Annotated in this window: 30 protein-coding genes and 1 riboswitch; of the genes, 20 read left to right on the top strand and 10 right to left on the bottom strand. The window is 72.7% G+C overall.

Going from position 1 to position 24935, the window contains the following annotated elements; all coding sequences use genetic code 11:
• The first annotated feature begins 4 nt into the window (after positions 1-4).
• Positions 5-712, top strand: a complete 708-nt coding sequence (locus tag AC3WRM_RS06190) for a GAP family protein (protein WP_492248872.1) — start codon at positions 5-7, stop codon at positions 710-712.
• A gap of 16 nt (positions 713-728) precedes the next feature.
• Here AC3WRM_RS06190 and AC3WRM_RS06185 read toward each other — a convergent pair whose 3' ends face one another.
• Together AC3WRM_RS06185 and AC3WRM_RS06180 are read right to left on the bottom strand one after the other, a co-directional pair.
• Positions 729-2186 (bottom strand): alpha,alpha-trehalose-phosphate synthase (UDP-forming), encoded by a 1458-nt coding sequence (locus tag AC3WRM_RS06185; protein WP_492248871.1) that lies wholly within the window; start codon positions 2184-2186, stop codon positions 729-731.
• 61 nt (positions 2187-2247) lie between these two features.
• Positions 2248-3291, bottom strand: coding sequence for a Gfo/Idh/MocA family protein (locus AC3WRM_RS06180; protein WP_492248870.1), 1044 nt, complete (start codon positions 3289-3291; stop codon positions 2248-2250).
• A gap of 73 nt (positions 3292-3364) precedes the next feature.
• Here AC3WRM_RS06180 and AC3WRM_RS06175 point away from each other — a divergent pair, with 73 nt between their 5' ends.
• The 4 genes from AC3WRM_RS06175 to AC3WRM_RS06160 are packed head-to-tail and all read left to right on the top strand — an operon-like array spanning position 3365 to position 5606.
• Positions 3365-3661 (top strand): DUF3263 domain-containing protein, encoded by a 297-nt coding sequence (locus AC3WRM_RS06175; protein ID WP_067854109.1) that lies wholly within the window; start codon positions 3365-3367, stop codon positions 3659-3661.
• A gap of 14 nt (positions 3662-3675) precedes the next feature.
• Positions 3676-4254 carry a LytR C-terminal domain-containing protein gene (locus AC3WRM_RS06170; RefSeq protein ID WP_492248869.1) on the top strand — a complete coding sequence of 193 codons (579 nt, stop codon included), beginning with the start codon at positions 3676-3678 and terminating at the stop codon, positions 4252-4254.
• Between the two features lie 48 nt (positions 4255-4302).
• Positions 4303-5121 carry a trehalose-phosphatase gene (gene otsB / locus AC3WRM_RS06165; protein WP_492248868.1) on the top strand — a complete coding sequence of 273 codons (819 nt, stop codon included), beginning with the start codon at positions 4303-4305 and terminating at the stop codon, positions 5119-5121.
• On the top strand, positions 5118-5606 hold the full coding sequence (locus AC3WRM_RS06160) for a hypothetical protein (RefSeq protein ID WP_492248867.1): 489 nt from the start codon (positions 5118-5120) through the stop codon (positions 5604-5606). Before otsB ends, AC3WRM_RS06160 begins: the two co-directional genes overlap by 4 nt.
• 9 nt (positions 5607-5615) lie before the next feature.
• On the opposite strand, the gene AC3WRM_RS06155 is transcribed toward AC3WRM_RS06160, so the two are convergent.
• Entirely contained in the window at positions 5616-6104 is a 489-nt protein-coding gene (locus AC3WRM_RS06155) for a hypothetical protein (RefSeq protein ID WP_492248866.1), read from the bottom strand.
• A gap of 103 nt (positions 6105-6207) precedes the next feature.
• Positions 6208-6335, top strand: a riboswitch (SAM riboswitch).
• 73 nt (positions 6336-6408) lie between these two features.
• Here AC3WRM_RS06155 and thrC point away from each other — a divergent pair.
• Together thrC and AC3WRM_RS06145 are read left to right on the top strand one after the other, a co-directional pair.
• A complete protein-coding gene (gene thrC, locus AC3WRM_RS06150; protein ID WP_492248911.1) occupies positions 6409-7662 on the top strand; it encodes a threonine synthase in 1254 nt (417 codons plus the stop codon).
• 40 nt (positions 7663-7702) lie between these two features.
• Positions 7703-7978, top strand: a complete 276-nt coding sequence (locus AC3WRM_RS06145) for a ubiquitin-like small modifier protein 1 (protein WP_492248865.1) — start codon at positions 7703-7705, stop codon at positions 7976-7978.
• A 150-nt stretch (positions 7979-8128) separates the two neighbouring features.
• On the opposite strand, the gene AC3WRM_RS06140 is transcribed toward AC3WRM_RS06145, so the two are convergent.
• Positions 8129-8542, bottom strand: coding sequence for a DUF4870 domain-containing protein (locus AC3WRM_RS06140; RefSeq protein ID WP_492248864.1), 414 nt, complete (start codon positions 8540-8542; stop codon positions 8129-8131).
• Positions 8543-8777: 235 nt separating this feature from the next.
• Here AC3WRM_RS06140 and AC3WRM_RS06135 point away from each other — a divergent pair, with 235 nt between their 5' ends.
• The 9 genes from AC3WRM_RS06135 (at position 8778) to AC3WRM_RS06095 (ending at position 17138) form a co-directional block, all read left to right on the top strand.
• A complete protein-coding gene (locus AC3WRM_RS06135; protein ID WP_492248863.1) occupies positions 8778-8978 on the top strand; it encodes a cold shock domain-containing protein in 201 nt (66 codons plus the stop codon).
• Positions 8979-9082: 104 nt separating this feature from the next.
• Positions 9083-10963: a hypothetical protein gene (locus AC3WRM_RS06130; protein ID WP_492248862.1), complete on the top strand. Its 1881-nt coding sequence runs from the start codon at positions 9083-9085 to the stop codon at positions 10961-10963.
• Positions 10960-11199 carry a hypothetical protein gene (locus AC3WRM_RS06125; protein WP_492248861.1) on the top strand — a complete coding sequence of 80 codons (240 nt, stop codon included), beginning with the start codon at positions 10960-10962 and terminating at the stop codon, positions 11197-11199. Before AC3WRM_RS06130 ends, AC3WRM_RS06125 begins: the two co-directional genes overlap by 4 nt.
• Positions 11196-11612 (top strand): cupredoxin domain-containing protein, encoded by a 417-nt coding sequence (locus AC3WRM_RS06120; RefSeq protein WP_492248860.1) that lies wholly within the window; start codon positions 11196-11198, stop codon positions 11610-11612. Before AC3WRM_RS06125 ends, AC3WRM_RS06120 begins: the two co-directional genes overlap by 4 nt.
• Before the next feature lie 2 nt (positions 11613-11614).
• Positions 11615-12970, top strand: a complete 1356-nt coding sequence (locus AC3WRM_RS06115; protein WP_492248859.1) for a hypothetical protein — start codon at positions 11615-11617, stop codon at positions 12968-12970.
• 35 nt (positions 12971-13005) lie between these two features.
• Complete coding sequence (locus tag AC3WRM_RS06110) at positions 13006-13266, top strand: hypothetical protein (RefSeq protein ID WP_492248858.1); 261 nt, start codon at positions 13006-13008, stop codon at positions 13264-13266.
• 195 nt (positions 13267-13461) lie between these two features.
• Complete coding sequence (gene groL, locus AC3WRM_RS06105) at positions 13462-15093, top strand: chaperonin GroEL (RefSeq protein ID WP_492248857.1); 1632 nt, start codon at positions 13462-13464, stop codon at positions 15091-15093.
• A 213-nt stretch (positions 15094-15306) separates the two neighbouring features.
• Complete coding sequence (locus AC3WRM_RS06100; RefSeq protein ID WP_492248856.1) at positions 15307-16530, top strand: sensor histidine kinase; 1224 nt, start codon at positions 15307-15309, stop codon at positions 16528-16530.
• Positions 16527-17138 (top strand): response regulator transcription factor, encoded by a 612-nt coding sequence (locus tag AC3WRM_RS06095; protein ID WP_492248855.1) that lies wholly within the window; start codon positions 16527-16529, stop codon positions 17136-17138. Before AC3WRM_RS06100 ends, AC3WRM_RS06095 begins: the two co-directional genes overlap by 4 nt.
• A 45-nt stretch (positions 17139-17183) precedes the next feature.
• Here AC3WRM_RS06095 and AC3WRM_RS06090 read toward each other — a convergent pair whose 3' ends face one another.
• The 6 genes from AC3WRM_RS06090 to AC3WRM_RS06065 all read right to left on the bottom strand — a co-directional run bounded on the left by AC3WRM_RS06090 (position 17184) and on the right by AC3WRM_RS06065 (position 21174).
• The gene (locus AC3WRM_RS06090; protein ID WP_492248854.1) at positions 17184-17924 is read right to left on the bottom strand and encodes a hypothetical protein; all 741 of its coding nucleotides are present in this window, start codon (positions 17922-17924) and stop codon (positions 17184-17186) included.
• A complete protein-coding gene (locus tag AC3WRM_RS06085) occupies positions 17921-18622 on the bottom strand; it encodes an ABC transporter ATP-binding protein (RefSeq protein WP_492248853.1) in 702 nt (233 codons plus the stop codon). Before AC3WRM_RS06085 ends, AC3WRM_RS06090 begins: the two co-directional genes overlap by 4 nt.
• Positions 18619-19659 carry an HTTM domain-containing protein gene (locus AC3WRM_RS06080; RefSeq protein WP_492248852.1) on the bottom strand — a complete coding sequence of 347 codons (1041 nt, stop codon included), beginning with the start codon at positions 19657-19659 and terminating at the stop codon, positions 18619-18621. The genes AC3WRM_RS06085 and AC3WRM_RS06080 overlap by 4 nt, the downstream gene beginning before the upstream one ends.
• Positions 19656-20339 carry a DUF5819 family protein gene (locus AC3WRM_RS06075; protein ID WP_492248851.1) on the bottom strand — a complete coding sequence of 228 codons (684 nt, stop codon included), beginning with the start codon at positions 20337-20339 and terminating at the stop codon, positions 19656-19658. The genes AC3WRM_RS06080 and AC3WRM_RS06075 overlap by 4 nt, the downstream gene beginning before the upstream one ends.
• Before the next feature lie 84 nt (positions 20340-20423).
• On the bottom strand, positions 20424-20747 hold the full coding sequence (locus AC3WRM_RS06070) for a hypothetical protein (RefSeq protein WP_492248850.1): 324 nt from the start codon (positions 20745-20747) through the stop codon (positions 20424-20426).
• A 37-nt stretch (positions 20748-20784) separates the two neighbouring features.
• On the bottom strand, positions 20785-21174 hold the full coding sequence (locus tag AC3WRM_RS06065) for a DCC1-like thiol-disulfide oxidoreductase family protein (protein ID WP_492248849.1): 390 nt from the start codon (positions 21172-21174) through the stop codon (positions 20785-20787).
• Positions 21175-21362: 188 nt separating this feature from the next.
• Here AC3WRM_RS06065 and AC3WRM_RS06060 point away from each other — a divergent pair, with 188 nt between their 5' ends.
• From AC3WRM_RS06060 to AC3WRM_RS06045, 4 genes are all read left to right on the top strand, one after another.
• Positions 21363-22082 (top strand): acyltransferase, encoded by a 720-nt coding sequence (locus tag AC3WRM_RS06060; RefSeq protein ID WP_492248848.1) that lies wholly within the window; start codon positions 21363-21365, stop codon positions 22080-22082.
• Positions 22083-22241: 159 nt separating this feature from the next.
• Complete coding sequence (locus tag AC3WRM_RS06055; protein ID WP_492248847.1) at positions 22242-23174, top strand: MetQ/NlpA family ABC transporter substrate-binding protein; 933 nt, start codon at positions 22242-22244, stop codon at positions 23172-23174.
• 58 nt (positions 23175-23232) lie between these two features.
• Complete coding sequence (locus tag AC3WRM_RS06050) at positions 23233-24261, top strand: methionine ABC transporter ATP-binding protein (protein WP_492248846.1); 1029 nt, start codon at positions 23233-23235, stop codon at positions 24259-24261.
• Positions 24261-24920 carry a methionine ABC transporter permease gene (locus AC3WRM_RS06045; RefSeq protein ID WP_492248845.1) on the top strand — a complete coding sequence of 220 codons (660 nt, stop codon included), beginning with the start codon at positions 24261-24263 and terminating at the stop codon, positions 24918-24920. The genes AC3WRM_RS06050 and AC3WRM_RS06045 overlap by 1 nt, the downstream gene beginning before the upstream one ends.
• The last annotated feature ends 15 nt before the right edge of the window (positions 24921-24935 follow it).

Below are 24935 nucleotides of genomic sequence, written 5' to 3'. Positions count from 1 at the left end.
CGCCGTGACCTGGGCCGTGCTCGGTGGGCTGGTGCTGCTCGCCCTGGCCGACAGCACGAGTGCCGGCACGCTGCTGGTCCCGCTCTGGATGCTGGTCGCCCCGCGCGTGCGCCCCGGACGGGTGCTGCTCTTCCTCGCCACCGTCGCCGCCTTCTACGCGGCGGTCGGGGTCCTGCTGCTGCTCGGCGTCGACGCCGTCCTCGACGCGGTGTCCGGCGCCGGTGACGCCCTCGCGCGGAACCGTCCGCTGGCCGTCGTGCAGCTGGTGGTCGGTGCGGCGCTGTTCTGGTGGAGCTGGCCGCTGGAGCGGCGCGCCAAGGAGCGCGGCGGTCCGAGCCCACGAGCCCTGCGGTGGCGGGCGACGCTGCAGGGCGAGGGGGTGCCGGCACGCACCACGGTCCTCGTCGCACTCGTGGCGACCGTCGTCGAGCTGGCGACGATGCTGCCCTACCTCGCCGCGATGGGCCTGCTCTCGCGGTCCGGCCTCGACCGACCCTGGCAGCTGCTCGTGCTCGTCGGCTACGTCGCCGTGATGGTGCTGCCGGCCCTGGTGCTGCTCGCGCTCCGCCTGGTGGCCGCGCGCCGGGTCGAGCCGTGGCTCGAGCGCCTCGACGCCTGGATGTCGGCTCGCAGCGGCGTCGCGATGAGCTGGGGCGTCGGCGTGGTCGGCTTCCTCGTCGGTGCCGACGCGCTCTCGCGGCTGACGGCCTGAGCCGAGCCCGTCGTCGTCAGCGGCGGCGCGTGGTCGTCTCGGGGTTGTCGCGCGCCGGCCGCGGCGTCTTGTCGTGGGTGTGGCGCACCGTGCGCAGGTCGTCGAGGAAGCGGTTGGCCCACAGCTCGATGTCGTTCTCGACGACCTGCTTGCGCATCGCCTTCATGCGGCGGGTGCGCTCCTTCTCGGGGGCGCGGATCGCCTCGAGCAGCGCTTCCTTGAGGCCGTTGATGTCGTAGGGGTTCACCCGGTAGGCCTGACGCAGCTCCGCGGCCGCACCGGCGAACTCGCTGAGCACCAGCGCGCCGTCGTCGTCGTAGCGGCACGCCACGTACTCCTTGGCGACCAGGTTCATGCCGTCGCGCAGCGGCGTGACGACCATGACGTCGGCCGCCCGGTACAGCGCCGCCATCTCCTCGCGCGGGTAGGAGGCGTGCAGGTAGGTGATGGGCTGGGCGCCGATGCGCCCGACGTCGCCGTTGATCCGACCGACGAGGCGGTCGATGTCGTCGCGCAGCAGCCGGTACTGCTCCACGCGCTCGCGCGACGGCGTGGCCACCTGCACGAACACGGCGTCCTCGACGTCGACCGCGCCCTCGGTGACGAGCTCGCCGAACGCGCGGAGCCGCTGCCTGAGGCCCTTGGTGTAGTCGAGCCGGTCGATGCCGAGCAGGACGCACCGCGGGTTGCCGAGGCTCTCGCGGATCTCCGCGGCGCGCGCGCCCACGTCGGGCCGGCGCGCCATCTCCTCGAACCCGGCGGAGTCGATGGAGATCGGGTAGGCCCGTGCCGTGACGCTCCGCCCGTCCTCGAGGTAGACGGTGTCGCGGTGGGTCTTGTGCCCCACGCGCTGGCGGACCAGGCGGACGAAGTTCTGCGCCGCCCCGGGGAGCTGGAAGCCGACGAGGTCGGCGCCGAGGAGTCCCTCGAGGATCGAGCGGCGCCACGGCAGCTGCTGGAAGAGCTCGTTCGGCGGGAAGGGGATGTGCAGGAAGAAGCCGATGCGCAGGTCGGGGCGCAGCTCGCGCAGCATCTGGGGGACGAGCTGCAGCTGGTAGTCCTGCACCCAGACGACGGCGTTGCGCCGGGCGATCCGAGCCGCCTTCTTCGCGAACCGGCGGTTGACCTCGACGTAGGACTCCCACCACTCGCGGTGGAACTCCGGCGGCGCGACGACGTCGTGGTACAGCGGCCACAGCGTGGCGTTGGAGAACCCCTCGTAGTACTCCTCGTACTCCTGGCCGGTCAGGTGCACCGGCACGAGGGTGATGCCGTCGTGCTCGAAGGTGCGCAGCTTCTCGTCGGGCGCGCCGTGCCACCCGATCCACGCGCCGCCGTTGCGCCGCATGACGGGCTCGAGCGCCGTCACCAGACCGCCGGGGGAGGTGCGCCAGGTGGTGCTGCCGTCGGGCTGGACCACACGGTCGACGGGAAGCCGGTTGGCGATCACCACGAAGTCAGCCGTTGCCGCCATGCCCCCACCCTAGGGGGTCGCGCCGACGTCGCCCGTCGACATCACGCGCATCGAGGTCGGGTCAGGCGTGCGTCCGGACGCCGACCTGCTCGAGGATCGTGTCCATGAGCTCCTGCAGCTGGACGGTCGCGTCGAGCGGCAGCAGGTCGGACTCGGTGCGTCCCGCGCGCAGGCAGGCGGCGACCTCGACGGCCTCGTGGGCGTAGCCCCGGCCGATGACGGGGACGTCGATCGTCTCGGCCTCGTCGCCGCGCACGAGCGTGAACGACGTCGGGTGGTGAAAGCGCCGCCCGATCTCGATGCGTCCCTCGGTCCCGGCCACGGAGGCGGTGTTGTCGGACTGCGCGAGCTGCGTCCAGGCGAGGCTCGAGACGGGCTCGACCCCGCGCTCGCCGCGCCCCTCGTGCACGAGCGTCGCACCGCCGGCGACGTCGAACCCGCGCTCGTGCAGCGCGCCCGCCGCGGCGACGGTGTGCGGCTGGCCGAGCAGCAGGTGCGCGAACGTGAGCGGGTAGATGCCGATGTCGAGCAGCGCGCTCGCGCCGAGCTCGGGCTCCCACAACCGGGCCACGGCGGGGTCCGCGACGAAGCCCAGCTCGGCGCGCACCTCGCCCAGCTCCCCGAGTGCACCCTCGCCGACGAGCCGCTGGACCTCCCGGATCACGGGGTTGGTGCGCATCCACATCGCCTCAGCGAGGAACAGACCCCGCTCCCGCGCGTGCTCGACCAATCGGCGGCCCGTGGGGGCGTCGAGGGTGAGGGCCTTCTCGCACAGCACCGCCTTGCCCGCATCGAGGCAGAGGGTCGCGTCCTCCAGGTGACGTCCGTGGGGGCTCGCGACGTAGACGACGTCGACCTCGGGGTCGGCGGCGAGCTCCTCGTAGCTGCCGTAGCCGCGGGCGTCGGCGGTGCCGTGCTCGGCGACGAACGCCCGGGCGCGCTCCACGTCGCGCGACCCGGCGGCGACGACCTCGTGGTCGTCCAGCAGCGCGAGGTCGCGCGCGAAGCTGCCCGCGATCTTGCCGGTGGCGAGCACGCCCCAGCGCAGCGGTCGGTCGGCGGGCACGGGTGCGCCGGGGGCAGGTGCGGCGGGGGTCGACGACATGCCCCACGCATACCAGACGATCCCGTCGTCGAAGCGAATGACAGGCGTGTGATTCCTGGGTTACGATCGAGCCATGAGTGCAGCGGAGCAGCCGACCCACGAGACGGCACGCCCCGGCGACACCCTGACCGAGCGCGATCTCGAGATGCTCGCGATGGAGCGGCTGTGGTGGCAGTTCGCGGGGGCCAAGGAGCAGGCCATCCGCGAGAAGTTCGACATGTCCGCCACCCGCTACTACCAGCTGCTCAACGCGCTGATCGACCGCGACGACGCCCTGGCCTTCGACCCGCTGCTGGTCAAGCGCCTGCGTCGGCTGCGGGCCCAGCGCCAGCGCAGCCGGTCGGCGCGACGCCTCGGCATCGACCTCTGAGACGCGGGCGGCTGGTGTCCGACCACCGACGCACGGTGACGCGCCGGGCGTTCGTCCTGCCGTCCTGGGCCCTCGTCGCGTCCACCGTCCTCGTCCTGCTGGGCGCCGCGTGGCTCGGCTGGCTCGTCGTCGACGGCGACGACACCGCGGCGGTGGCCGCCCCCACGTCGAGCCCCTCGACCTCGCCCAGCCCCAGCCCCAGCCCCAGTTCCAGCCCCGGCGCCTCGGCGAGCGCGTCACCGAGCCCCACGCCGACGCCGAGCGCGACGGCGAGTCCCAGCCCGTCGCCCACCCCCACCCGCACGACGCCGCCCGTCGACCGTGCCGCCGTGCCGGTCTCGGTGCTGAACGCCACCCGCACGCCCGGCCTGGCGCGGTCGGTCGGCGCCACCGTCACCGCCCGCGGGTGGACACTCGCCGGTATCGGCAACTGGCGCGGCTACGTACCGGCCAGCACGGTGTACTACCCGGCGGGCCGCGAGGCGCAGGCGCGTCAGCTCGCCGCCGACCTCGGCGTCTCGGCAGTGGCCCCGGCGCCCGCCGGCATCAACCAGCAGCGCCTGACGCTCATCGTCGTGGCGCCCGTCACCTGACCCCAGGTCACGCCCCGTGCGGCCCCGTCGGGGTGTCATGATGCTGGGGTGCCTGCGGCAGATCCCCTGACGACGTCCGACGTCCCGGCCTCCCTGCTCGTCGAGCCCGAGCGCATCCTCCTCGGCCTCGACTTCGACGGCACGCTCTCGCACGTCGTCGACGACCCGACCCAGGCGTTCGCGCACCCCGACGCGGTGTCGGCGGTCGCGCGGCTCGGCCACGTGCTGGGCCAGGTCGCGATCATCACGGGGCGTCCGGTCGAGCAGGCGCTCGCGCTGAGCGGCTTCTCCGGCATGCGCGGGCTGGAGCACCTGGTGGTGTGCGGGCAGTACGGCGCCGAGCGCTGGGACGCCGCCACGGGCACGCACCTGCGACCGGACCGGCCGGCGTCGGTCGCCCGGCTCGCGGAGGTGCTGCCCGGCTGGCTCGCCGCCCACGACGCCGCGCACGTGCGGGTCGAGGACAAGGGGCTCGCCGTCGCCGTGCACACGCGCGGCATCGACGCCGACCTGATCCACGCGCTCGACGCGCCCCTGCGGGCCCTGGCCGGCGAGCTCGACCTCGAGGTCGAGCCGGGTCGTCAGGTGCTCGAGCTGCGCGGGCACGCGACCGACAAGGGCGCGGCGCTGCGTGGTCTGCTCGCGGAGACGGGGCTGCGCCGCGTGGTCTACGCCGGTGACGACCTGGGCGACCTGCCCGCGTACGACGCCGTCGACCAGCTGCGCGCCGACGGCGGCGACGGGGTGCTCGTCGCCTCGGCCTCGGGCGAGCAGGACGCGCTGGTCGGCCGGTCCGACGTCGTGCTCGACGGCCCCGACGCGGTGGCCGCCTGGCTGACCGCGTGGGCGGACGCGCTCGACGCGTGAGCGTCCCCGGCGCTGGTGACGGCTCGCCGGCAGGCCGACGGACGCACACCCGCTGGACGCGGCTGCGCACGGTGGTGAACTGGGCGAACCTCAGCACGCCGGTGGGACTCCTGGCGGCGCGGGCCGGCGGCGCGACCGTGCAGCCGGTCGGTCGCGGGGTGCTGGTCGCCGCGGGATGGCGGTGGCGGCGTGGAGGTGTCGACGCGACGACCGTCGGGTCGGTGGTGCTCACCCCGCGGGACGTCGCCTGGCTTCAGGCGCGTCCGGCGCTGGCGCGCCACGAGGACCGGCACGCCACCCAGTACGCCTGGCTGCTGGGCCCGGTGCTCCTGCCGCTGTACCTGCTCGCCGCCGCGGTCTCGTGGGTGGCCACGGGTGACACCGCCTCGTGGAACCCGTTCGAGCGGCTGGCCGGGCTCGCCGACGGCGGGTACCAGCCCGCGCGCACGCGGTGGTCCCGCCGCCGACGACCGTCCGACGGCTGAACGTCGCGCTCAGCCGGCCGTGGCGCTCCGTGCGTCCCGCTGGGCCCACTGCAGGCTCAGCTGGACGTCGGCCAGTCCGGCGTAGCGCGTCTCGACCCGAGCCACGCAGACCGCGGCGTCCGTCGGGTCGTCGTGCTCCTCGCACTCCGCGGTCGCCTCCGAGAGCGTCGGCGGGTGCTCGACGCTGCCGTCGAGCCGCGTGACCGAGAACCCGTGCCGGGCGTCGCCCTCCACGGCGACGATCGTGCTCCCGGGCCACGGCCCTGCCTCGGTCGGTGCCGGGACGGTGCCGGGGCCGGGCAGGACAGGGCTGGCCAGCAGCGGGGCCACGAGGGCGGCGAGCAGGGCAGGAACGGGGGGAACGGGCACGGTGACCTCCTGGTCGGCGACGCCGGTCCGTCCGGCGCCCACGAGGAGATGGCGGGCCGAGGTGCGCATCGGGCCGCGGCCGGGCACTGCTGTGGACGCGCCGGCGTCCGAGCGCCGTGCGAGGCTCATCCTGTGGACGCCCGCCCTCCGCGTCGTGCCCGACTCGCGGACCGCCGAGTCTCGTCATCCGGACCGAGTGGACACATGATGAGACGCCTGCCTAGGCTGGTCTCGCTCATCCAGAGGGGTTCAGGGATACGGCCCGACGACGCCCCAGCAACCAGCTCCGCACCGTCCAGCACGGACGCGGGAGCCAGGTGCTCATTCCGTCCCGACCACCGTGGTCGGGAAAGATGACCAGGAGGTTCTCGTGAGCATCACCGCCCCCACCCCCACCACACCGGGCGCGCACCGCGCCGCCGACGACGCCGAGGTGGACGTCCGCGGCTCGCTCCGAGACGGTGCGTTCGGCTCCGCGACGGGCCTGGTCTGTCGCGAGTGCGGCGCCACCCGCGAGCTCGGCCCGCACTACGCCTGTCACGACTGCTTCGGCCCGCTCGAGGTCGCCTACGACTTCGGCACCGTCACCCGCGAGCAGATCGAGGCGGGCCCGCGCAACATCTGGCGCTACAAGGCCCTCCTCCCGGTCCCCGACGACATCGAGTCCAGCCCCAACACCGAGCCCGGGTTCACGCGTCTGCTCGAGGCCCGCAACCTCGCCGACGAGCTCGGCATCGCACGGCTGTGGGTCAAGGACGACAGCACGAACCCCACCAACTCCTTCAAGGACCGGGTCGTCGCCTGCGCGCTGAGCGCCGCGACCGAGCTCGGCGCCAAGGTCTTCGCCTGCCCGTCCACCGGCAACCTGGCCAACGCGGTCGCCGCCGCCGGTGCCCGGGCCGGCATCCGCACGGTGGTCTTCATCCCGAGCAACCTCGAGACGCCGAAGCAGGTGAACTCGGCCGTCTTCACCGACAACCTGGTCGCCGTCGAGGGCAACTACGACGACGTCAACAAGCTGGCCAGCGAGATCGCCGGCGAGGAGGACGGCTGGGCGTTCGTCAACGTCAACGTGCGTCCGTTCTACGCCGAGGGGTCCAAGACGCTGGGCTACGAGATCGCCGAGCAGCTCGGCTGGCGCCTGCCCGACCAGATCGTCATCCCCGTGGCGTCGGGCTCGCAGCTCACCAAGGTGCACAAGGCGTTCCAGGAGCTCATCGCCCTCGGGCTCGTGGCGGACAAGCCCTACAAGGTGTTCGGCGCCCAGGCCGAGGGCTGCAACCCGGTGGCCACGGCGTTCGCCGAGGGTCACGACGCGATCCGGCCGGTCAAGCCCGACACCATCGCCAAGTCGCTGGCCATCGGCAACCCGGCCGACGGCATCTACGTCCTTGACGTCACGCGCTCGACCGGCGGTGCCGTCGAGCAGGTCAGCGACGACGAGATCCGCGACGCGATCGTGCTGCTGGCGCGGACCGAGGGCATCTTCACCGAGACGGCCGGCGGCACGACGCTCGCCACGCTCAAGAAGCTCGTCGCCACCGGCGCGCTCGACCCGGACCTGGAGACGGTCTTCATCAACACCGGTCACGGCCTGAAGACCCTCGACGCGGTGTCGGGCTCGGTCGGTCCGGCCGCGACCATCGCCCCGACCTACGACGCGTTCGTGGCCTCCGGCCTCGCCTGACCCGCGTCCGCCCCACCCCCACCGACCTCAGGAGACCACTGTGTCCGTGTCCGTCCGTATCCCCACCATCCTGCGCAGCTACACCGGCGACTCCTCCTCGGTCTCGGCCGAGGGCGCCACGTTGACGGAGGTGCTCGACTCCCTCGAGTCGAACCACCCCGGCATCAAGGCGCGCATCGTCGACGAGGACGGCAAGCTGCGCCGCTTCGTCAACGTCTACGTCGCGGAGGAGGACGTCCGCTTCGCCCAGGGCCTCGACACCCCCGTCAAGGACGGCGCGCAGGTCAGCATCATCCCCGCCGTCGCCGGCGGCTGACCCCGAGTCCCCACCGGACGCATGCGGCGGCGCTGAGCCGTTGCCGAGTGGTCTCGATACGCCGCGCCGTGCTCGCTGGCGCTCGCCGCCGCGGCTACTCGACCAGCGGCTCCGTCGAGCCGCGACGATTCGACCGGAGGGTCGGAGTCGTCAGCTCACGAACCGTGGCGTCAGCGGCGGGTTCCACCAGACGCCGTTGCTGGAGCGGACGGCGCCGATGACGTGCAGCACGACGGCGACGACGATCACCAACGGGTACAGGACGAAGCCGATCAGCACCAGCATCAGCACGGCGGAGATCACGAGGTAGATCAGGGTCGTGATCTGGATGTTCAGGGAGTTGGCGGCCTGACGTCGCGCGAACTCGCCCTTGTCCTTGTACATCAGGTAGATGACGAGCGAGGCGACGAAGCCGAGCGTGCCGGCGCTCACGACGAGGGCGGCTGCCGGGATGGCGTGGACGACGACACCGACGTTGCGCTGGGTCTCGTCCGGGGCCTCGGCGCGACCGGGTGCGGTGCCGTGGCCCTCCTGGTCGTCGGGCCAGCCGGGGTACGCGCTCATGGGTCCTCTCCTCACGACGGGTGGTCTGCGTCCAGCCAAGCACGCCCGCCCCCGTCCCGCGACGCCTCCCGGGGTGGAGTCCGGGTCGCGTCAGGGCGACCGGGGGTCCAACCCTGGGACGCCGGGGGATGTCCGGCGGGTGAACCGCACCCTTCTGCCGTTCGTCGGACGCGTATAGGCTCGGTGCCGGACCGGGCCGGTCCGGTGGTCGATCGCCGTCAGGTGGGAGTGCGTCATGGTGCAGGGCACCGTCAAGTGGTTCAACGCCGCGAAGGGCTACGGCTTCATCGAGGTGGAGGGCCAGGGGGACGTGTTCGTCCACTGGTCGCGGATCAAGTCCGACGGGTACAAGACGCTCGACGACGGCCAGGTGGTCGAGCTCGAGGTCGTCGACGGTCCGAAGGGCCGCGAGGCGCACGAGGTCGTCGGGCACTGATCCGGACGGCGTCGGCGCGGGTCTCGAGCCGACGCCGTCGAGGCCCTCGTGAAGGGCTCTATCCGACACTTGCGGTGTCACATCGCCGCTGACATACTCCCGGAATGTTCCCCGCATCCCTCCGCGCCGCCGAGCCCTCCTCGGTCGGCGGGGCCGCCCTCGACCAGGTGCTCGGCCTCAGCGTCGGCGCCGCCGTCGTCACCGCGGTCCTCGTCTACGTCGCGTGGGCGCACCGCACCCACCGCATCGAGTGGTTCCAGCGTCTCGGCGACGCGCTGCACGCCCGCACCGGCGAGCCCGGCTGGGCGTCGATCCCGGCCCTGTTCGTGGCCAGCTCGCTCGTCGTCGCCCTGCTCGGCTTCCTCTGGGACGTCAGCCTGCACGCCGGGCGAGGGCGCGACGAGGGACCGCTCGCCAACCCCGCCCACTACCTGATCCTGTGCGGGCTGTTCGCCCTCTTCGTCGCCGGCATGAGCGCGGTCGTGTTCCCGCGCGACGGCCAGAAGCCCGGTATCGCCTCCGTGCGGATCACCCGACGCTGGTACGCGCCGGTGGCCGGCATCTTCATCGCCGCCTGCGGCTTCTACGCCCTGATCGGCTTCCCGCTCGACGACGTCTGGCACCGGCTCTTCGGCCAGGACGTCACCCTCTGGGGCCCGACGCACCTCATGCTCATCGGCGGGGCCGGACTGTCCACGGCGGGCATCATCCTGCTGCACCGCGAGGCGGAGTTCTCCGAGGAGTGGAAGCGCTCGGCCGACAACCACAGCGCCCGCATGCTGCACAAGCTGACCCTCTCGATGGCGTTCGGCGGCCTGCTCATCGGCCTCTCGGTGTTCCAGGCCGAGTTCGACTTCGGCATCGCGCAGTTCCGCATGGTGTTCGCCCCGATGATGATCGCCGCGGCCGCGGCGCTCACGCTCGTCGCCGCCCGCCTCTACGCGGGTCCCGGCGCGGCGCTGTTCGCCGCGTTCTTCTTCGTCATCGTGCGCGGTGTGGTCTCGTTCATCGTCGGCGACGTGTTCGGCCAGGCGAACCACGTGTTCCCGCTCTACCTGGGCAGCGCCCTCATCATCGAGCTGCTGGCGCTCAGCAGGCTCAAGGAGAAGCCGCTCGTCTTCGGCGCGGTCGGCGGCCTCCTGATCGGCACGGTCGGGTCGGTGATCGAGAAGTTCTGGAACGACGCCGTCTTCCAGTTCCCGTGGCCCCAGGACATCTGGCTGGAGAGCCTCGTCACCGTCGTGCCCGTCGCCGTCGGGGCGGGACTGTGCGGCGCGCTGTTCGCCGTGGGTCTCGACGGTCGCCTGCCCGTCAACCGCTGGGTCGGCCGCTCGATCGTGGTCGGGTCGATCCTCGTGACGTCCCTGGCCGTCGCGAACGGCCTGAACGCCACGGTCCCGGACGACGCACAGGTGCGGTTCACGGTGCAGCAGGTCGGCACGGAGGACCAGCCCGAGGTCATGGTCCAGGCCACCACCACCGAGGGCCTCGTGGACGCGCACCCGACCTGGGTGCAGATCACCGCCTGGCAGGGCGGCGGTGCCGGTGTGGTGACGCAGCAGCTGCGACGCACCGGCCCCGACTCGTGGGAGACCACGAGCCCGGTCCCGATCGGCGGGACCTGGAAGACGCTCCTGCGCGTCCAGGACGGGCGCATGCTGACCGCCGCCCCGATCTTCCTGCCCGCCGACGAGGCGCTGGGCGCGGAGGAGGTGCCGGCCGAGGCCGAGATGACGCGCGACTTCGTCCCCGAGATCACGATCCTGCAGCGGGAGCGCGAGCTCGACACGTCGCCCTGGCTGTGGGGTGTCGCGAACCTCGTGGTCCTCGTCTGCAGCCTGGCCATCCTGGCCGGCATCAGCGTGGCCGTGGCCCGGGTCTCCGGCGCGATCGCCCGCGAGGGCCGACGGCGCCGCGAGGACCTCGAGGCCGGACCGGGCGGCGGCGACGGCGTCGACGAGGGCAGCGGGGCCGGCCGGGCGTGACTCCCGGGGAGGTGCTGTGGGCGCACCACGCGGCCCTCGTCGCGATCCCGGCCTTCGTGCCGGCCATCGTGGTCGTGGCCGTCGTGCTCCACATCGCCCGGAAGGACCGTCGGGAGGAGGCCGAGGAGCGCGAGCTGCTCGAGCGAGCCTTCCGCCCCGACGACGAGCTGCCCCACGACCCCGACCCCCACGACCCCCAGAACCCCCACGACCCTGACGACAGGAGAGACCGATGAGGACCACGGTGACCGGGTGCGTGCTCGGCATGCTGCTGCTCGCCGGCTGTGGTGCGGGGGAGGACGGACCCGGCGCGTCGGCGACGCCCACCCCCGCGGCGACGTCGTCCGGCACACCCTCGACGAGCGCGACCCCGGACGCCGAGGGCGTGACGGTGCAGGTGCGGCTCACGACCGACGGTCCGCAGCCGCGCGGCAGACGGGTGGAGGTGAAGGTCGGCGAGCCGGTCACCCTGGACGTCACGTCGGAGGTGGCCGACGAGGTGCACGTGCACTCCGACCCCGAGGTCAGCATCGACGTGCAGCCGGGTGACTCGGTGTCGCGCACGTTCACCCTCGACCGTCCGGGTCAGGTGGCGGTCGAGTCGCACGCCACCCACGCGACGATCGTCCAGCTCGTCGTCCGGCCCTGACCGTGCTCGACCTGCTGCCGCAGCACGGGGTGGGCGGCTCGACCGACCTGCCGGTGCCGTTCCTGTACGCCGTCGTCGGGGCGAGCTGGGCCCTGACGATCTCCTTCGCGGTCCTCGCGTTCGCCTGGAAGGAGCCGCGCCTCCAGCCGACGGCGGAGCAGCCCGGCGGGGGTGCCGGGCCGGGGGCGGCAGAACAGCCCGGCGGGGGTGCCGGGCCGGGGGCGGCAGAGCAGCCCGGCGGGGGTGCCGGGCCGGGGGCGGCAGAGGATCGCGAGCCCGCTCGTCGACCGTGGCTGGCGGTCGTCGGCCTGCTGCTGGCCGTCTGGTTCCTGGGGGCGCTGTTCCTCGGCCCCGACGACGCGTCGAACCCGGGCATCGGGGCGTTCTACGTCCTGGTGTGGGTGGGGCTGGTGCCGCTCGCCCTGCTGGCCGGGCACGTGTGGAAGGACTTGTCGCCGTGGCGCTCGGTGCAGTGGCTGGTCGGTCGGCTCGCGGGCCGCCCTGACGGCTTCCTGGTCTACCGCCCGGCCTGGGGCTACTGGCCGGCGGCTGCGGGGCTGTTCGCGTTCGTGTGGCTGGAGCTCGCCTCTCCCGACGCCGGCTCCGTCCACGCGGTGCGCACCTGGGTGGCGGTCTACGTCGTGGTGACGGTCGCGGGCGGTGTCGTGTTCGGGCCGCGCTGGTTCGACCGCGCCGACCCGTTCGACGTGTACAGCGCGGTGGTGGCGCGGCTCGCGCCGCTCGTGCGCGACCGGCGGTTCGCCCCGCACAATCCCCTGCGGTCGCTCCCGCTGCTGCCCGTGGCCCCGGGGATCGTCGCGGCGGTGTCCGTGCTCCTGGGGTCGACGGCGTTCGACAGCTTCTCCGCGTCCGAGGGCTGGCAGTCGGCGGCGCACTCCACGCTCACGACGTCGCTCGTGCTGCTGCTGTTCTGCGTGGTGGTGGCGGTGGCGTTCGTGGTCGCGTCGGTCGCGACGGGCGGTGTCACGTCGGCGCAGCGGCGCGCGTTGCCGGGGCTCATGGCGCACTCGTTGGTGCCGATCGTGGTGGGCTACGTCTTCGCGCACTACCTGACCTACCTGGTCGAGCGCGGTCAGGGCGTGGTGATCGGCCTGCTGCAGGTCCTCGGGACCGGGGACGGGCTCACGGTGTCCTACCTCCTGTCCGAGCACCCCGACCTGCTGGCGGTCTACAAGATCGCGTTCGTCGTCGCCGGGCACGTGGTGGCGGTGGTCGCGGCGCACGACAAGGCCCTGGAGGTGCTGCCGCGGGCGCACCGGCTCACCGGTCAGCTCGCGATGCTCGTGCTCATGGTCGGCTACACGTTCACGGGCATCTACCTGCTGCTCTCGGTCTGAGCCCGTCCTCCGGCCACCGCTCGTAGACTGGCGCGATGGGAACGAGTGTCGCAGTGGTCGGGGAGCTGTCGGCGCACCCCGTGGCCGTGCTGGCCATCCCCGCGTTCATCCCGGTGGTGGGCATCGTCCTCACCGTCCTCTGGATCGCCCGCCAGGACCGGTTGGCCGAGGCGGCGGAGCAGTCCGACGTCGACGAGCCGCCCGCGTCGGCGCTGCTCCCCGAGGCGGAGTCGTCGCGGCCCCGCCGCCCCTGGCGCGACCGGCTGCCTCGGCTCGTCATCGGGGACGACGAGTGACCGCGCCCCAGGACTGGCACTCTCCCCACCCGATTGCCAGTCCTGGGTTAGCACTCCTATAGTGAGAGTGCTAGACATCCGACCGGCCCGGTGAGGGTCGGGACGGCGGCGAGAAGGGATCGCCGCACGTCCTGGCTCGTCCGTCGCGGGCACCGACCGGTCACACCCGAACCACGTCGAACCGGAGAGTTCCACATGGCCAAGTCCATTGCGTTCAACGAGGAGGCCCGCCGCGGCCTCGAGCGCGGCATGAACCAGCTTGCCGACGCCGTCAAGGTGACGCTCGGCCCCAAGGGCCGCAACGTCGTGCTGGAGAAGAAGTGGGGCGCCCCCACGATCACCAACGACGGTGTGTCCATCGCCAAGGAGATCGAGCTCGAGGACCCCTACGAGAAGATCGGTGCCGAGCTCGTCAAGGAGGTCGCCAAGAAGACCGACGACGTCGCCGGCGACGGCACCACGACGGCCACCGTCCTGGCCCAGGCGCTCGTGCGCGAGGGTCTGCGCAACGTGGCCGCCGGCGCCAACCCGATGGGCCTGAAGAAGGGCATCGAGGCCGCCGTCGAGGCCATCAGCAGCCAGCTGCTGGGCATGGCCAAGGACGTCGAGACCAAGGAGCAGATCGCCTCCACCGCGTCCATCTCGGCCGCTGACCCCACGGTCGGCGAGATCATCGCCGAGGCCATGGACAAGGTCGGCAAGGAGGGCGTCATCACGGTCGAGGAGTCGAACACGTTCGGCCTCGACCTCGAGCTCACCGAGGGCATGCGCTTCGACAAGGGTCACCTGTCGGGCTACTTCGTCACCGACCCCGAGCGCATGGAGACGGTCCTCGAGGACCCCTACATCCTCATCGTCAACAGCAAGATCAGCTCGGTCAAGGACTTCGTCCCGGTGCTCGAGAAGGTCATGCAGTCGGGCAAGCCGCTCGCGATCATCGCCGAGGACGTCGAGGGCGAGGCCCTGGCCACGCTGATCGTCAACAAGATGCGCGGCACGTTCAAGTCGGTCGCCATCAAGGCCCCCGGCTTCGGTGACCGCCGCAAGGCCATGCTGGCCGACATCGCCATCCTCACGGGCGGCGAGGTCATCAGCGAGGAGGTCGGTCTCAAGCTCGAGAACGCCGACATCTCGCTGCTCGGCACCGCGCGCAAGGTCGTCACGACCAAGGACGAGACGACCATCGTCGAGGGCGGCGGCTCGCAGGACCAGATCGCCGGCCGGGTCAACCAGATCCGCGCGGAGATCGAGAACAGCGACTCCGACTACGACCGCGAGAAGCTGCAGGAGCGCCTCGCCAAGCTGGCCGGCGGCGTCGCCGTCATCAAGGTCGGCGCGGCCACCGAGGTCGAGCTCAAGGAGCGCAAGCACCGCATCGAGGACGCCGTGCGCAACGCGAAGGCGGCCGTCGAGGAGGGCATCGTCGCCGGTGGTGGCGTGGCGCTCGTCCAGGCCACCGCGGCCGTGTTCGAGAAGCTGCAGCTCGAGGGTGACGAGGCGACGGGCGCGAACATCGTGCGCACCGCTGCGTCGGCCCCGCTGAAGCAGATCGCCGTCAACGCCGGCCTCGAGGGCGGCGTCGTGGCGGAGAAGGTCGCCGGCCTCGAGCCGGGCCACGGCCTCAACGCCGCCACGGGCGAGTACGTCGACCTCATCGCCGCGGGCATCATCGACCCGGCCAAGGTCACGCGCTCCGCGCTGCAGAACGCCGCCTCCATCGCGGCGCTGTTCCTGACGACGGAGGCCGTCGTCGCCGACAAGCCGGAGCCTGCTCCGGCCGGTGGTGGCGCCCCCGACATGGGCGACATGGGCGGCATGGGCTTCTGAGACGTCCTCTGGAAGTCCAGGTCGAGGAGCCGAGGGCTGTCGCGCGAGCTCTGCGCGCGCAGCCGGCGGCGTGTCGAGACCTGAGGCCCGCTCCCTGACGACGAGGGCCCCGACCGGTTCGCCGGTCGGGGCCCTCCGCCGTCCAGGGGAGGTCGTGCCCAGGACGTGACACGGACGTGACCTGGAAGGGTGTGCCAAACATAGGATGGGGTGGTGACGCGCAGCCACCTCGCAGCCGAGCGGCCGACGCCGTCGCATGCCGTCTACAGCGCCACGGCGTTGGTCGCCCCGACCTTGATCGCCACCGTGCTGTGCGCGTTCGACGAGCCCCGCCCGAGCGTCCTGTGGGCGGCCAGCGCAGCCGTGGTCGTCGCGCTCGGCGCGCAGCAGGTGGCCAGCCTCGTGGTCAGCGACGTGTGGCTGCCCGGCCCTCGGACGCCGACGGCGGCGCACCGCGTGCTCGCCTCGCGTCCGGCGTCGTGGGCCGGTGTGGCCGTGGCGACGGCGGTGGCGTGCGCGGAGGCAGCGCGTGGACGCCCCACCGTCGTCTGGGCCCTGCTGCCCGCCGCCGCCCTCGGGGTGGCCACCCTGCGCGAGCTGCGGTGGGACCGGGAGCGACCCGTCCTGTCGACCGCGCTCGGAGCGGTCGTGGCGCTGTCGGCGCTCGCCGCCGCCGGCGCACTGACGCTCGCGGCCTGGTCGGCCGACGGCTCGGGGCTCGACCGCTGGGCGGGCGCATGGGTGCTCCTCGCGGTCACCGCGTGCGTCGTCGTGATCGTCGGCCAGGTGTGGTGGGACCGGGTCGTCGTCGAGCTCACGCGCGCCCGCGACGCCGTCGTCTCGCGGCGGGTCATGGAGGAGCGGCTGCGCTTCGCAGGCGAGCTGCACGACGTGCAGGGCCACGAGCTGCAGCGGATCCTGGTGCAGGCGGACCTCGGTCGGTCGCTGCTGCGGGTACGTGGCGAGGACGCGCTCGAGCAGGTGAGCGACGTGCTCGCCTCCATCGAGACGGCCGCGCGTGACGCCCTCGAGCAGACGCGTGCCGTCGCGCACGGGTACCGGGCGGTCGACGTCGACGACGAGATCGCCAACGCCCGCTCGATCCTCGCCGCCGTCGGTGTCGAGCTCGCGGTCGAGGGGGCCGCCGCCGACCTGCCGTCGGACCTCGCCCGGCTCACCGGCCTGCTGGTGCGGGAGGCGACGACCAACGTGCTGCGTCACTCGCACACCCGGCGCGCCACCGTCCGGCTGGAACGTCGCGACGGCGCGTGGACCGTGTCGGTGCGCGACGACGGTCCGCGGCGGACCTCGGAGCTGGCCCGCGGATCCGGGCTGGACGGGCTCGACGAACGGGCCGCGGCCCTGGGGTACAGCGTGGTGGCCGGCCCGGACGGCCACGGCTGGCAGGTACGGCTCGAGCCGAGGAGGAGCGCATGAGCGAGCACCTGGTCAGGGTGGTGGTGGCCGACGACGACGGGCTGCTGCGCACCTCGCTCGCGGCGCTGCTGGACCTCCAGCCGGGCCTGGAGGTCGTCGGTCAGGCCGCCGACGGGGAGGAGACGGTGCGGGTCGTCCGCGCCACCGACCCGGACATCGCGCTCGTCGACCTCGAGATGCCCGGCGTCGACGGTATCGAGGTCGCACGCCGGCTGGCGGGCGAGCCGGTGAAGGTCGTGGTCGTCACCCGTCACGCGCGGCCGGCCCACCTCGAGCGTGCCCTGGCCGCCGGTGCGGCGGGCTTCGTCCTGAAGAGCACGTCGTCCGACGACTTCGTCCGGGTCATCGGTGCGATCTACGCCGGCCAGCGGTACGTCGACCCGGAGATCGCCACCCTGGCGCTGACCATGCGGGCCTGTCCGCTGAGCGAGCGTGAGCGGGAGGTGCTCGCGCTCGTGCGCGACGGAGCCCGCACGGCCGACGTCGCCGCCGCGCTGCACCTGGCGCCCGGCACCGTCCGCAACTACGTCTCGAGCGCGGTCGGCCGGCTGGGTGTCGGATCCGGCCGGGAGGCTGCGGACGTGGCGTACGCCGAGGGGTGGATCTAGCCGACGGCGACCCTCCCGCTCCCGACGGACGGCCGCCGACGGACGTCAGGGGTCGCGGCGTACGGTCACCAGCACGGAGCAGGCGGCGAGGAGGAGCGTGCTGACGGTCACGACGGCGAGCGCGTGCCCGGTGTCGGCGCGTTCCACGGCGTTGCGGACGGCGGCCAGCGCCTGCCCGGGGAACCAGGTCCAGGTCGACTCGGGCAGCAGTCGGGCGACGAGCGGCTCGACGAGCAGCAGCCACCCGAACAGCAGGCCCACGGCGACCGCACCGTGACGCACGACGAGGCTCACGGCGGTCGCGGCCACACCGAGTGCGACCCCGGCGACGAGAGCACCGCCCAGCGCGAGCACCGCCCGGTCGTCGCCCCACCAGAGTGCCTCGCGACCACCCAGCGCGATGCTCAGCGTGAGCACCTTGGTGACCGAGGCGGCCGCGGCCGCGGTCAGACCGAGCAGCGCGCCGGTGGCGAGGGCGCTGAGCGCGATGACGGCGCGGGAGCGGGCGGCGAGGAAGCTCCACAGGATCGACCCGTCGCCGAAGCCGGACCCCCAGTAGGCGGCCAGCATGGCTGCCACGACGAGCCCGGTGATCGGGTCGATGAGCGTCTCGACCTGGCCGAACGTGGTCGACACGTCGACGGCGGCGTCGGCGCCGCCGGAGGTGGCGACGAGCGATCCGGTGAGGAGGGCCGCGAGGGCCGTGGCCCCGACGACCGTGAAGCGGACCGCCCGGCTCCGCAGGAGGGTCACGAGGTCGGCGCGCAGACAGGTCAGGGTGGTCATGCACGGTCTCCCGTCGTCCGTGCCGTGGAGGCGAAGAAGGCGTCCTCCAGGCTGGCGTGGTGCTGCGTGAATCCCTGCAGCGTGTTCTCCGCGATGATGCTCCCGCGGTGGATGACGACGACGCGGTCGACGAGCCGTTCGGCCTCGTTGAGCAGGTGACTGCTCACGAGCACCGCGCCCCCGGCGTCGGCGTGCTCGCGCACGAGCCCTCGCACCCACCGCACACCGTCGGGGTCCAGCCCGTTGAGCGGCTCGTCGAGCACCAGGGCTCGGGCAGGCACCACGAGCGCGGCGGCGATCCGCAGTCGCTGCATCATGCCGAGGGAGAGCTCGCCGACCCGCATCCGGGGGTCGTCCAGGCCGACCTGTTCCAGGAGCTCTCGCGGTGGCGTGGTGGCGCCGTGGCGTCGGCCGACTGCGTCGAGCGCGTGCTCGATCCGCAGCTCGCGCCGGAAGCCCATGCAGTCGAGCGTCGCCCCCAGGGGACGTGACCCCGGCACGGCGGCGGTGTCGGTCTCCACCACGACCGTGCCCGAGTCGAGGCCGGTGAGCCCGAGGATCCCGCGCATGGTGGTGGTCTTCCCGCTGCCGTTGGGACCGAGGAAGCCCGTGACCTGTCCGGCGGGCACGTCGAAGGTGACGTGGTCGACGACCGTGCGGCCGCGGTAGGACTTGGTGACGTCGTGGCAGCTGATCATGGGATGGCCTCTCGTCTCGTGGGGGTGGGTTCGGGGTCGAGCAGCGGCTCGTGCGAGGCGGTGCCCACGGATCCGGCGGCCGCGAGGTGCCGGCGCAGCCGCCGACCCGCGACCGCGACCCGCCGGGCCCCGGTGCGCCACTCCGTGTCGGTGAGGAGCAGCAGGTCGCACGCGATCATCACGGCCGAGAAGATCGGCAGGCCCATGAGCAGGCCGATCCCGGCGTGCATCCCCGCGAGCAGGACGAACACGACGTGCCGCGCCCGCCGGGTGAGCACCGTGAACGGGAAGGCGAGCTGAGCCAGGAGGGCGGTGTACGTCGCCACCGTCACGATCGTCGCCGACGTGAACAGCAGCCGGGTGACCTCGGGCCAGACGTCGTACTCGGCGACCCGGGTGATGTAGTAGACGGCCGTGCCCTCGAACCACATCTCGCCCTGGGCCTTGTAGAGCGCTGACGCCCCGTACATGATGCAGAGCTGCGCGATGCAGGCTGCGAGAGCCGTGTTGTGGGCGACGGTCCCGAGCACCTCGCGGGCCGCACCGACCTTCCGGGGGGTCGCGCGACGGCGGGCCGCACCCGGTGACAGCCAGGCGTCCAGCCGGGCGAACACGAGGTAGAGCAGGATGATGCGGAGCAGGTTGTCGCCGCCGTTGATCAGGTACGGGTTGCGTTCCTGGAACGTCCACACCAGGACCAGCAGGACCGGTGTCACCCAGGTGGTGCGCCACCCGATCGTGAACGCCACGGCCGCCGCCGCGTAGGCCAGGTAGAGCAGGTCGGTCGTCAGCGCCGAGCCGTCGAGCCGGAACAGGGAGACGCCGACCTGCAGGTCGCGCTCCATCCGGTCGGTCCCGTACCAGCCGTCCGGCCCCCACAGCACGTGTCGCCGGCTGGCGTGGATCAGCAGGTCGGCGAGCACCACGCAGCCGAGGGCCACGCGGACCACGGCGAGGCCGAGCGTCCGGTGGCGTCGCGTCGCCACGAGGGCGACGAGGGCCGACGCCCGAGCCCTGAGCGACGTCGCCGCGGTCATGCCGCGCTCCTCTCGAGCGTCAGCCAGTCGGACGTGTCGTGCCGGATCTCGCCGACTCCGTCGTCGTGGCGCTCCGAGAAGCGTGGGAACGTGTGCTGGACGATGCGCAGCTTCACGGCCCGCACCGACGGGTCGTCGGCAGCGACGTGCCAGGCCGCGGCGTCGCGGACGTCCTCGAGCACCTGCTCGTAGGCCGCACGGACGTCGGGCTCGAGCGCCGCGAGCCGGGCTCGGTCGAGGAACAGGCCGCCACCGCGTGCGTCCTCGGGCAGGGTCGAGACCGCCTCCTGGCGCGCCTCGAGGAAGCGGGTGAGCACGCCGCTCACCAGGTAGCCGTCGCGTGGGGCGAGGACGGAGTGGTGCTTGGCCTCGAGGTACCCGCTGACCACGTCGACGTACTCGCTCTCCCGCCTGTCGTCGGTGCGGGTCTTGACCAGGAGCCCCTGGTCGACGGCGATCGGGTCGGGGGCGAAGAGCTTCCAGTTCTGGGTGAACAGCGGTTCGGTCCAGCGCCGCACGAGCGTCTCGTGCTGCACCGTCACCGGGTTGACGGGTGCGACGTGGAGCGCGGTCATCAGCAGGTGCACGGCGAGCAGCGTCGCGGCACCGAACGTCGCCACCCACGCGAGGCGTGGGAGACGCTCGGCCGGTGCGGAGGCGGGGCCACGGGTCGGCGACATCGGGCTTCTCCTGATCGTCGGGACAGGGGGCGAGGTCCCGGGACGGCCACGCGGGTCCGGTCCGTCCCGGGACGTCGGGAAGGCTCAGTCGAGCTGGGTCATCTCGAGCGTGGCCTCGGGGAGCTCCCACGTGCCGATGATCTTCTGCGCGGCCCATCCGGCCACGACCTTCCCGGCACCGGCTGCGGCGCCGGTGACGAACGCGGTGCCGACGACGGCCGGGATGGCGGCCGGCTCGACCTCCTGGTTCGTCTCCGGCTGCTGCGCCGCCTGCGCGAACGCCGCGCTCGCCGTGTAGGTGCTCTCCCCGGCGGCGTCCCCGGCGGCAGCGTGGGCGGGGACCGTGCCGACCGCCACCAGACCGGTGACGGCGCCGAGCGCGGCGGCTCCCTGGATCATCCTCTTCATGAACATCTCCTCGTGGGTGGTGAGTGGGTGACGTGCCTCAGGCGGCGCGCCCGTCGGCACCCGCTCCGCCGGAGAGGCGGTGGCGGTTCTTGGCGACCCAGGAGTAGATCCACGAGCCGACCTCGCGGCTCGGCTGCTCGAGCAGGAGCCGCCCGAGCAGGCGACGGTCGTAGCGCGGGCTGCGGCGCAGCGCCTCGCCGAGCGCGAGGGCGCCGACGAGGTGCCGTCCGTCGGCCGTGACCAGCACGGCGGCGGCGTCCAGCTCCGCGTCGTCGAGGCCCAGGTCGCGCGCGAGCTCGGGTGTCGCCGGGCGGAAGTCGATGCTCCCGTCGCTGCGCTCGCTGACCCAGTCGGCCACCGTCTGGCCCAGCTCGCACGTCCCGTCGTAGACGAGCACGTCGCCCGTGCTGTGCGGTTGAGGTCCCATCGTGTGCAGCCCCCTCGTGGATCGTTCCGTGGTCGGTGACAGCAGCCTCGCGGCGGGCAGCCGGGTCCGGTAGTGGACGACGGTCACGGATCGGCGTGACACCGTGTCACGAGGTGGTGGCCTGGCGCCGGTCGGCCGAGCGGACGTGCTGGGCCGGGGGCCGATCACGCGGCTGGCAGGATGCACGGGTGGAACGGATCCAGGGCCTGGCACCCGAGCACCGCGAGCGCCTGCGTGCCGCGGGAGCCGACGGCGACGCCGTCGACGCGCAGACCTGGACCCGCGTCGAGGACGGCGTCCCCACGTGGTGGCACGACTGCGGCAACGCGCTCTACCTCGCCGACGGTGCCCTGCTCCCGTCGAAGGTCCTCGAGCAGCTGACCCTGTTCCCCGTGCGCGACGTCGTCGTGGCCGTCGGCTCCGCGCTGCGCAGCATCGCCTCGCTCCTCGTCGGCGGCGACGGCGCCACGGTGTACGTCGACGCCGGGTGCGAGCTGACGGCGGGCGAGCTGTTCTGCGGCGGCGGCTCCAGCATCGTCCTGCACGGGCCGCTCGTCGCGACCCGCTGCGCCGTCGTGGACGCGCGCAACGGCGGCAGCGTGGTCGCCGGACCGGAGCAGCTGTGGGCGGCCGACGTCTACGTGGCCACCGACGACATGCACCGGCTCGAGGACCGCACCACGGGCGAGCGGCTCAACCCCTTCGGCGCGAGCATCCGGCTCGGCCGGCACGTCTGGCTGTGCAAGGACGCCGTGGTCACCGGGCACGCCGACGTCGGCGACGGCGCCGTCGTCGCCATGCGGTCGGTCGTGCGCGGCCAGAAGGTCCCGGCGCACAGCGTGGTCGCCGGCGTGCCCGCACGGGTGGTGCGCGACGACGTCGCGTGGTCCTACGACGACCGACCCTGACCCGGACCGCTACCAGTCGCGGGGGCCCGCGGCGCGCCGTTCTCGCATGCTGGTCACCCGTCCGGACGGTGCAGCGCCCCGCCGTAGCGTGCACGGGTCGCCCCACCCCGGCGGCACGTCCCCCACCCCGTGCGGTCACCCCGCAGGAAGGAGCTCGTCGTGTCCGAGCCCACCCCCGTCATCGAGGCCCCGAAGCGTCGTGGCCGTCTCGTCGCGATCATCATCGCGCTCGCCGTCGTCGTCGCCGCCGCCGTGATCTTCCTCGCCACCCGTGGTGGAGCCGACGAGTCCGCCGACGGCGCCAAGACCTGGCGGATCGGCGTCGTCGGCGCCAGCGACCCCTACTGGGCCGAGTACGAGAAGGCCGCCAAGGAGGCCGGCCTCGACGTCGACATCGTCGACTTCACCGACTACGCCCAGCCGAACCCCGCCGTCGCCGAGGGCGACCTGGACCTCAACCAGTTCCAGCACATCGTCTACCTGGCCGACTACAACGTCTCCAACGACCAGGACCTCGTGCCCGTCGGCGCCACAGCCATCTACCCGCTGGGCCTGTACTCCAAGAAGTACACCGACGTCGCCGACATCCCCGACGGCGCGACCGTGGCGGTGCCGAACGACGCCAGCAACCAGGCCCGCGGCCTGCTCGTGCTGCAGTCCGCCGGACTCATCACGCTCAAGGACGGCGGCACGATCTTCTCCGACCTCGCCGACGTCGACACCAGCGCCTCGCGCGTGAAGGTGACGGCGCTGGACGCCAACGTCACCGCCACGTCGCTCGACGACGTCGCCGCCGCCATCGTCAACAACGACTTCGTCGAGAAGGCCGGCCTGACGTTCTCCGACGCCATCGCCCAGGACGACCCGTCGGACCCGAACGCGCTGCCCTACGTCAACGTCTTCGCCGCCCGTGCGGACGAGGCCGACGACCCGTCGGTGAAGAAGCTCGTCGAGGTCTACCAGGACACGAAGGCCGTGACCGACGGCGTGCAGGAGGTCTCCGGCAACACCGCCGTGCTGCTGAAGACACCCGTGGACGAGCTCGTCGCCGCGCTCAAGAAGACCGAGCAGCAGACCGCCGACCAGAAGTGAGCCACGCACGGGCCCCGCGACGCGACGTCGCGGGGTCCGTCGCCGTGCAGGAGGAGACATGGCTCTCATCGAGATCCGGGACGTCACGAAGACCTATCCGTCGGCCCGCAAGGGTGCCGAGCCGGTGCATGCCGTGCGCGACGTCGACCTGTCCCTCGAGGCGGGTGAGATCGTCGGCATCGTCGGCTACTCCGGCGCCGGGAAGTCGACCCTCGTGCGCCTCGTCAACGCGCTCGAGCCCGCCACGTCCGGCTCCATCCGCGTCGACGGCACCGAGATCGTCGGGCTGTCCGAGCGGAGGCTGCAGCAGGTCCGCCGCGGCATCGGCATGATCTTCCAGCAGTTCAACCTCTTCACCTCGCGCACCGTGTACGGCAACGTCGAGTACCCGCTCGTCGTCGCCGGGGTGCCGCGGCAGGAGCGGCACGAGCGGATCGTCGAGCTGCTGACCTTCGTCGGTCTCGCGGACAAGGCCCACACCCACGTCGAGCAGCTGTCGGGCGGGCAGAAGCAGCGCGTCGGCATCGCCCGCGCACTCGCCACCCGTCCCGCGATCCTGCTGGCTGACGAGGCGACCAGCGCGCTCGACCCGGAGACGACGGTCGACGTGCTCAACCTGCTGCGCCGCGTCAACGCCGACCTCGGCGTCACGATCCTCGTCATCACCCACGAGATGGACGTCGTGCGCTCCATCGCCGACCGGGTGGTCGTGATGGAGGCAGGCCGCGTCGTGGAGGAGGGTGACGCCTTCGGCGTGTTCTCCCGTCCGCAGCACCCGGCCACCCAGCGGTTCGTGCGCACCCTCGTCGAGGACGTGCCCGACGAGCGCACCGTCGAGGCCATCCGCCGACGCCACGACGGCCGCCTCGTGACCGTCTCCTTCCGCGACGAGAGCGTCAGCCAGAGCGCGGTCTTCGCCGAGCTCGTGCGGCGCGACGTCGAGTTCGAGCTCGTCCACGGCGGCGTCGAGCAGGTGCGCGGTCGGGCGTTCGGGCACCTCACGCTGGAGCTGCGCGGCGACCCGGCACGTGTGGACGAGGCGGTGGGCGCGGTCTCCGCGCTCGTCGAGACGCGGGAGGTGGCGTGATGGACCGGGTCGTCGAGCTCCACTCCGAGCTTCTCACCGCACTCTGGGAGACCCTGTACCTGGTCGCGGGAGGCCTGACGCTCGGCGGGCTGCTGGGTCTGGTCATCGGCACGACGCTCTACGTGACCCGCGCCGGGGGGATCGCCCCGAACCGCGTCGTCAACGTGCTCCTCAACGTCGTCGTCAACACGTTCCGCCCGATCCCGTTCATCCTGCTCGCCGTCGGCCTGCAGCCCATCGCCCGCGCGGTGGTCGGCACGGGGATCGGCAACACGATGGCGATCATCGCCGTCGTGTTCGGCGCAGCGTTCGGTATCGGCCGCATCGTGGAGCAGAACCTCGTGAGCGTGCCTCCCGGCGTGCTGGAGGCCGCCCGCGCGATGGGCGCCAGCCGTACGCGCGTGGTGTTCACCGTGCTGCTGCCGGAGGCGTTCGGCCCGCTCATCCTCGGGTACGCGTTCGCGTTCGTCGCGGTCGTCGACATGACGGCGGTCGTCGGGACCGTCGGCGGCGGCGGGCTGGGCAACTTCGCGCTCACCTACGGCTACCGCCAGTTCGACCCGTGGGTCACCTGGACGGCGATCGCCGTCGTCATCGTCCTCGTGCAGCTCGGCCAGTTCGCGGCCAACGCGGCGGCACGCAAGGTGCTGCGACGCTGAGCCGCCCCCGGGATG

The sequence above is a fragment of the Aeromicrobium sp. EU05-FHT14F07 genome, assembly GCF_058790455.1.
Note: the sequence above shows the minus strand (reverse complement) of the source record. Positions and strands in the feature narration are given on the sequence as shown.

What these genes read in the sequence shown, in the direction of transcription:
- AC3WRM_RS06095 (WP_492248855.1), top strand. Translation starts at nt 16,527, where the DNA reads ATGAGCGAGCACCTGGTCAGGGTGGTGGTGGCCGACGACGACGGGCTG.
- AC3WRM_RS06175 (WP_067854109.1), top strand. Translation starts at nt 3,365, where the DNA reads ATGAGTGCAGCGGAGCAGCCGACCCACGAGACGGCACGCCCCGGCGAC.
- AC3WRM_RS06070 (WP_492248850.1), bottom strand. Translation starts at nt 20,747, where the DNA reads ATGAAGAGGATGATCCAGGGAGCCGCCGCGCTCGGCGCCGTCACCGGT.
- AC3WRM_RS06080 (WP_492248852.1), bottom strand. Translation starts at nt 19,659, where the DNA reads ATGACCGCGGCGACGTCGCTCAGGGCTCGGGCGTCGGCCCTCGTCGCC.
- AC3WRM_RS06110 (WP_492248858.1), top strand. Translation starts at nt 13,006, where the DNA reads ATGGGAACGAGTGTCGCAGTGGTCGGGGAGCTGTCGGCGCACCCCGTG.
- AC3WRM_RS06180 (WP_492248870.1), bottom strand. Translation starts at nt 3,291, where the DNA reads ATGTCGTCGACCCCCGCCGCACCTGCCCCCGGCGCACCCGTGCCCGCC.
- AC3WRM_RS06075 (WP_492248851.1), bottom strand. Translation starts at nt 20,339, where the DNA reads ATGTCGCCGACCCGTGGCCCCGCCTCCGCACCGGCCGAGCGTCTCCCA.
- AC3WRM_RS06120 (WP_492248860.1), top strand. Translation starts at nt 11,196, where the DNA reads ATGAGGACCACGGTGACCGGGTGCGTGCTCGGCATGCTGCTGCTCGCC.
- AC3WRM_RS06155 (WP_492248866.1), bottom strand. Translation starts at nt 6,104, where the DNA reads ATGAGCCTCGCACGGCGCTCGGACGCCGGCGCGTCCACAGCAGTGCCC.
- AC3WRM_RS06140 (WP_492248864.1), bottom strand. Translation starts at nt 8,542, where the DNA reads ATGAGCGCGTACCCCGGCTGGCCCGACGACCAGGAGGGCCACGGCACC.
- AC3WRM_RS06050 (WP_492248846.1), top strand. Translation starts at nt 23,233, where the DNA reads ATGGCTCTCATCGAGATCCGGGACGTCACGAAGACCTATCCGTCGGCC.
- AC3WRM_RS06130 (WP_492248862.1), top strand. Translation starts at nt 9,083, where the DNA reads ATGTTCCCCGCATCCCTCCGCGCCGCCGAGCCCTCCTCGGTCGGCGGG.
- AC3WRM_RS06135 (WP_492248863.1), top strand. Translation starts at nt 8,778, where the DNA reads ATGGTGCAGGGCACCGTCAAGTGGTTCAACGCCGCGAAGGGCTACGGC.
- AC3WRM_RS06185 (WP_492248871.1), bottom strand. Translation starts at nt 2,186, where the DNA reads ATGGCGGCAACGGCTGACTTCGTGGTGATCGCCAACCGGCTTCCCGTC.
- AC3WRM_RS06065 (WP_492248849.1), bottom strand. Translation starts at nt 21,174, where the DNA reads ATGGGACCTCAACCGCACAGCACGGGCGACGTGCTCGTCTACGACGGG.
- AC3WRM_RS06085 (WP_492248853.1), bottom strand. Translation starts at nt 18,622, where the DNA reads ATGATCAGCTGCCACGACGTCACCAAGTCCTACCGCGGCCGCACGGTC.
- AC3WRM_RS06090 (WP_492248854.1), bottom strand. Translation starts at nt 17,924, where the DNA reads ATGACCACCCTGACCTGTCTGCGCGCCGACCTCGTGACCCTCCTGCGG.
- groL (WP_492248857.1), top strand. Translation starts at nt 13,462, where the DNA reads ATGGCCAAGTCCATTGCGTTCAACGAGGAGGCCCGCCGCGGCCTCGAG.
- AC3WRM_RS06045 (WP_492248845.1), top strand. Translation starts at nt 24,261, where the DNA reads ATGGACCGGGTCGTCGAGCTCCACTCCGAGCTTCTCACCGCACTCTGG.